Origin of the sequence: Flavobacterium sp. (assembly GCF_044338735.1) — a bacterium.
GTDB lineage: Bacteria > Bacteroidota > Bacteroidia > Flavobacteriales > Flavobacteriaceae > Flavobacterium.
In genome coordinates this window covers 1-4862 of sequence record NZ_JBIIWV010000153.1, presented here as the reverse complement: position 1 = coordinate 4862, position 4862 = coordinate 1, and the positions used below count along the sequence as shown (strand labels likewise).

General features: G+C 34.2%; 4 protein-coding genes and 1 pseudogene. All 5 read right to left on the bottom strand.

From position 1 onward, the window contains the following. On the bottom strand, positions 1 to 972 hold a 972-nt coding region (locus tag ACIQZC_RS09055), incomplete at its 3' end, for a putative porin (protein ID WP_396138905.1). 92 nt (positions 973 to 1064) lie between these two features. Continuing rightward, positions 1065 to 2081 carry a hypothetical protein gene (locus ACIQZC_RS09050; protein WP_396138904.1) on the bottom strand — a complete coding sequence of 339 codons (1017 nt, stop codon included), beginning with the start codon at positions 2079 to 2081 and terminating at the stop codon, positions 1065 to 1067. 16 nt (positions 2082 to 2097) lie between these two features. Then, a complete protein-coding gene (locus ACIQZC_RS09045) occupies positions 2098 to 2928 on the bottom strand; it encodes a hypothetical protein (RefSeq protein ID WP_396138903.1) in 831 nt (276 codons plus the stop codon). Positions 2929 to 2953: 25 nt separating this feature from the next. Next, on the bottom strand, positions 2954 to 4489 hold the full coding sequence (locus tag ACIQZC_RS09040) for a SusD/RagB family nutrient-binding outer membrane lipoprotein (protein WP_396138902.1): 1536 nt from the start codon (positions 4487 to 4489) through the stop codon (positions 2954 to 2956). 11 nt (positions 4490 to 4500) lie between these two features. Next, positions 4501 to 4862, bottom strand: a pseudogene (locus ACIQZC_RS09035) (SusC/RagA family TonB-linked outer membrane protein); the annotation flags it as partial.

Below are 4862 nucleotides of genomic sequence, written 5' to 3'. Positions count from 1 at the left end.
ATCTTCAATAAAAAAAGCTACATCACCGTATGATTTCGTTTTGTAGGCCACCCCTAGCTTATTATACAAATGATTGTATCTTGTTTTAGTGCTAATACTATTTGAAAAAGCAGTTCCAAATCTTGTACTGACTGTGGGTTGCGTATATACGAAAAACTTATATTCTTGATTAAACTGATGTGTAAAAACTAAACTGTTGGGATTTGTTTTACTCAACTTAAAGGAGTGGTCTATAAAAAAACGATTTCCTTTTAAGAGTGAAGTTGCATCTTTAAAATACACCACTAAACCGTCACGTTTTCTATAATTAGGATCACCCGATTCAAATTGAGAAACATCCATGATTCCGCCATTTTCTTGATTGGATAAATCTTGACCCGTAAAATGAGCGTTTAAATAATAACGCTTGTCTTTTGTAAAGTAGCTGGTAGTAACTCTAAAATTACCAGAACTCGATAAAAAGTTCACATATTTACCTAACGAGCGCAAGCCTTTATATGCAACTGAAAAATTAAGATTTGGCTTAGTGTTTACCGTTAAAAAAGCATCTACCGTTTGCCCTTGTTCCATAACCGTTTTATAGTATAAATCAGTAAGTGGAGTGGGAACAGAATAATAGTTGATGTCGTTTGCTTCAAGGTAATTAAAATGTTTACCGGCATAACCAAAGCTTGGCATACTACTTTTTTTTCTTAACCCAAAATCTAACGTATTATAGGTTTGTCCTTCATTTGAAAAAGAGAGTAAACCAAAGTTGTCTTTACGCAATAAATTGTATTTATACTCGCTTTGTATGGTCAAGGAAGTATCAACAAAAGTAGAGTCTTGTTGTAGGGTATAAATTTTATAGAGGTTGATGGGGGGTTTTACCTCTTTCTGTTTAATTAAGCCTTTAGTTAATTCATCATCAGCAACCTGAGCTACTAGTGAAGAAGAGATAAATAGTATAAAAAACAAGAAAACTTTTTTCATTACAAATAATTATAGGCAAATGTAATGAGAAAATAGAGAATAAAAAAAAGAGCTACATAAATGTAGCTCTTTTAGTATTTATTTAAGAATTATTATTTAATTCTTGCAACTTTTGGCATTACATTACCGGCTGCTCTACCTGTAGCTAATTGTACATCAGCTTCATCGAACAAAGTAAAAGTGTTACCTGATTTAGTAACTTTACCTGCATAAATAGCTGCTGTAAATGCTCCCCCTACTCTACTTGGAATTGTATTAGAAGTCCAGATATTACTTAATTGTATTTCTTTTACCCAAAGCCCTGGTTTACTAACTGTTAAAACAGGTGTTAGGTTTAATAAAGTAGTTGGTCTATAACCAGTTCCTGCAGCAGCACCACCAGCTAATCTTCTTGGTGAATCATACAAATCGATATAGATTTCATAATCACCATTTGCGCTTGTACTAGCAATATTATCATACTCTGGTTCAGCCCCTGTAGCACCAGGATATGCGCCTGGATCAACATACAAATCAAAATCATAGGCTTCTAATGAATGATCAAATCCATCTACGCCAGCATACATGATATCATCAAGATTTCCATGTGCATTGTATGTTGTAGCCCAAGTTAAGTCCATTTGAACCTCATTTAAAACAGTATTTGAAACGTTTACAGTAATAGTCTCAGAAGCAGCTGCTACTAAACCATTAGAATTCCCCATAGGGTATAATCTAAAGATTAACGTTTCTGCACCTTCTGGTAAATAATCTACTAATGGAGTAATGTCAAAAGAAGCGGTTGCAGCATAAGCTGGAACAGAAATTTTGTATCCAATTACTCCCCATCCATCATCAAGTACAGTTTCAGTACCAGATGTAGAATAGTCTTTATAAGATCCTGTACCGCCTACTAATTCCAATTTATAATCCATTGTTCTAAAGTAAGGCGTATTTACTGTTAAATTAACAGTAGCCGTTTGTCCTTCAGCAATAGTAAATGAAGTAACTGCAGCTGTAACTACAGGCTTCACAACTCTTGCATTAGTCGTATCGTTATCTGGCTCACAAGAAGCAAAAAAGCCTAATGCAGCAAAAGCAACGATGTATTTAAAATTTATTTTTCTCATTGTTTAAATAATTTAATTATCGACGTGTGTAAACGTATTTATATGTAGCATCACCAGCAGCAAAAGCAATATTTTTTGTTACCTCAAAACTAGTAGATGAAATTACTCTTCCATCAATACCTGCTCCATAAGCTCCAATACCATAAACAGCATTAGAATAACCTCCTAAAGTTAAATTAGCAGGAATTGCCATTTCACCACAAACATCAGAAAATTCAAATCCTGGAGGGGTTGCTCCTAATGCTGCAACAGTCCATCCTCCAACATATCTTGTTCTAAAAGTATTAACTCCTATAACAGAAACCACTTCGTCAGTTCTATTCCAGGCAGAAGCACCAGAAGTGATTCTAACGTTATAATTACCTTGAACTTGAGACAAACAACCAACAAAAACAATTCTCAATTGAGAATATTGAGCTCCAACAATAGATCCTGGAGAAGAAGTTGTTAAATTTAATACTAACTCCGTTTTAACTGTTGGACTAAAACCACCTGTAATTACATTTAATGGAAAATCACCAAATGTGGTACCAGCAGGAATTGTAATCTTTCCTGTAGTATCTACCATGCTATACTCTCTACCAGCAACAGCAGAAGATGTAGGATCAACTGTATAAGATACTTGAATATCAGACGAAGAAACTTGTCCGTTACCATTTCCAATTAAATTCATTGGAAACTTTCTCAACACAGTACCTTGATTAGAAAAATAGGGTACATTGGCAACTTTAGAAGCAAAACCAACCACCTTAGGTCCTTTTGTCAAATCTTGCTCTGTTTTAATTCCATCATCTGAACATGATAAGAAAGAAACCGCAACGATCATCAATGTCATTAACTTTTTCATATTATATATTTTTTTTTGTTACTAATTATTTCCAAAATGGTCCAACATTAAATGCATCAGCAATTGATTGTGCAGGAACATTTGCAGAATTACTTGCTAATTCAGACGTTGGATACATCAAACGCAATGGTTTTTTCCCTGTTGGAGAAGTTGCTCCCATTGGCATTGGAATGTTGTTGATAAAACCTGTTCTAGTATATTCTATCCATGCTTCAACACCATTTGTACCGTTTAAAGCAATTGATTTTTGATACATAATTGCTTGGTACTTGTTAGTACTGGCCGTGTATCCTTTTCCATCAACAGCATTCACATCAGCAACATACGTACCTACAGTAGCACCTAAATGCGACATAGAAGCGGTAATAGCTGCATTAAAAAATGATTGTGCGGCAGCAGGACCTCCAGGAATAAATCCTCTTTGTGCAGCTTCAGCTTGTAATAATAAACTTTCTGCTAACAACATTACATATCCGTCTTGTGATGATTTAATTACCAAACCTGGTCCAAGTGGAGATAAACTCAAAGGTGCAGTACCAGAAGGTTGAGATGCATCTCCTTGAGTAACACCTACTACAGCACTACTTACTAAACCAAATAATCTTCCGCGTCTTGGATCAACTGGATTATTATTCAATTGACCTGCAATGAAAGAAGAAGCTCTTCTAAAATTGTAAGTTGAACGGTAAGTTAAAGTTGGTACAGCTGGGTTTGTACCCGTCTCAGTTAATTGAGCCATTAAGTTCATCCATGGATTTTGTTGTGCATCTTTTGCATTAGAATACCCTGGATTAATAGTAATATTTCTATCCACAAAATTATTATCTAACGTTGCAAATTGCGCATTTAAATAAGTAACAGTAGCAGCATCAGTAGTTGTTGCACCGTTAGTTGACCCTTTTGTAGATTGACGTAATAAAATTCTCAATTTTAAAGTATTTGCGAATTTTTTCCACGCATCCATATTACCAGCTAACATAACGTCTTCTGAACCAACACCAACAGTTGTTGCAGGTGCATTATCAATCATGTCAATAGCACTGTCTAATTGAACAATCAAATCTCTATAAATAGCTAGATCATCGTCATATGCTGGGTTTACATTATTAGCCCCTTGGTGTGCTTGAAAATAAGGTACATCACCATATAAATCAACTAAATATTGAAAATAAAATGATTTCATAATTTTAGCAATTGCTTTATGATTATCATAGTTACTTGATGGATAATTGATAATGTTAGTGAATTCATACGTATTTCTGTATAAACTGTTCCATACATCTTCGTAAAAATTATTACTCATAGTAATACCGAATTCTTCAGCATAACCACCTGTAAACGAGTTTACGTTTGCACCCCAGTTGTTCATGAATACGTTTCCTAATTCATTCATTCTTCTTACTAAAACTGAATAAGATCCAGTTTGAGCAGCAGAGATTGATAAATTTGGTGTAATTAAAGATGCATTTGGATCATTTGGAGATACATTTACATCTAAGTAATTGTCGCACGAAAATAGCGTAAGTGCTATTAAAGGCAATAGAAATTTTATTTTTTTCATATCTAATTTAATTAAAATGAAGCATTAAGTGAGAAACCAAAAGTTCTAGTAGCTGGATATTGACCCGTAACTGCTAAACCTTTATCATTTCCAGAAGATCTAGATTGCTCAGGATCAGAGTAACTTCTATTTTCTTCAGGTAATACAATGAAAGGATTTCTTGCATTAATACCTACACGTAAAGAAGTTAAACCAGTTTTCTCAATAGTTTTAGCTGGAATAGTATAACTTAAAGATAACTCTCTTACTTTAAAAGCAGTAGCATCTAAAACGAAGTTCTCAACAACTGCTCTATACTCGTTAGAGAAGTAGTTTAAGTAACTTGTATACGTTGAACCACCAGTAACAACACTTGTATTTTCTGTGTAAACAC

Excerpts from the sequence above, each read along its gene's own strand:
- ACIQZC_RS09045 (WP_396138903.1), bottom strand. The coding sequence starts at position 2,928 with ATGAAAAAGTTAATGACATTGATGATCGTTGCGGTTTCTTTCTTATCA.
- ACIQZC_RS09040 (WP_396138902.1), bottom strand. The coding sequence starts at position 4,489 with ATGAAAAAAATAAAATTTCTATTGCCTTTAATAGCACTTACGCTATTT.
- ACIQZC_RS09050 (WP_396138904.1), bottom strand. The coding sequence starts at position 2,081 with ATGAGAAAAATAAATTTTAAATACATCGTTGCTTTTGCTGCATTAGGC.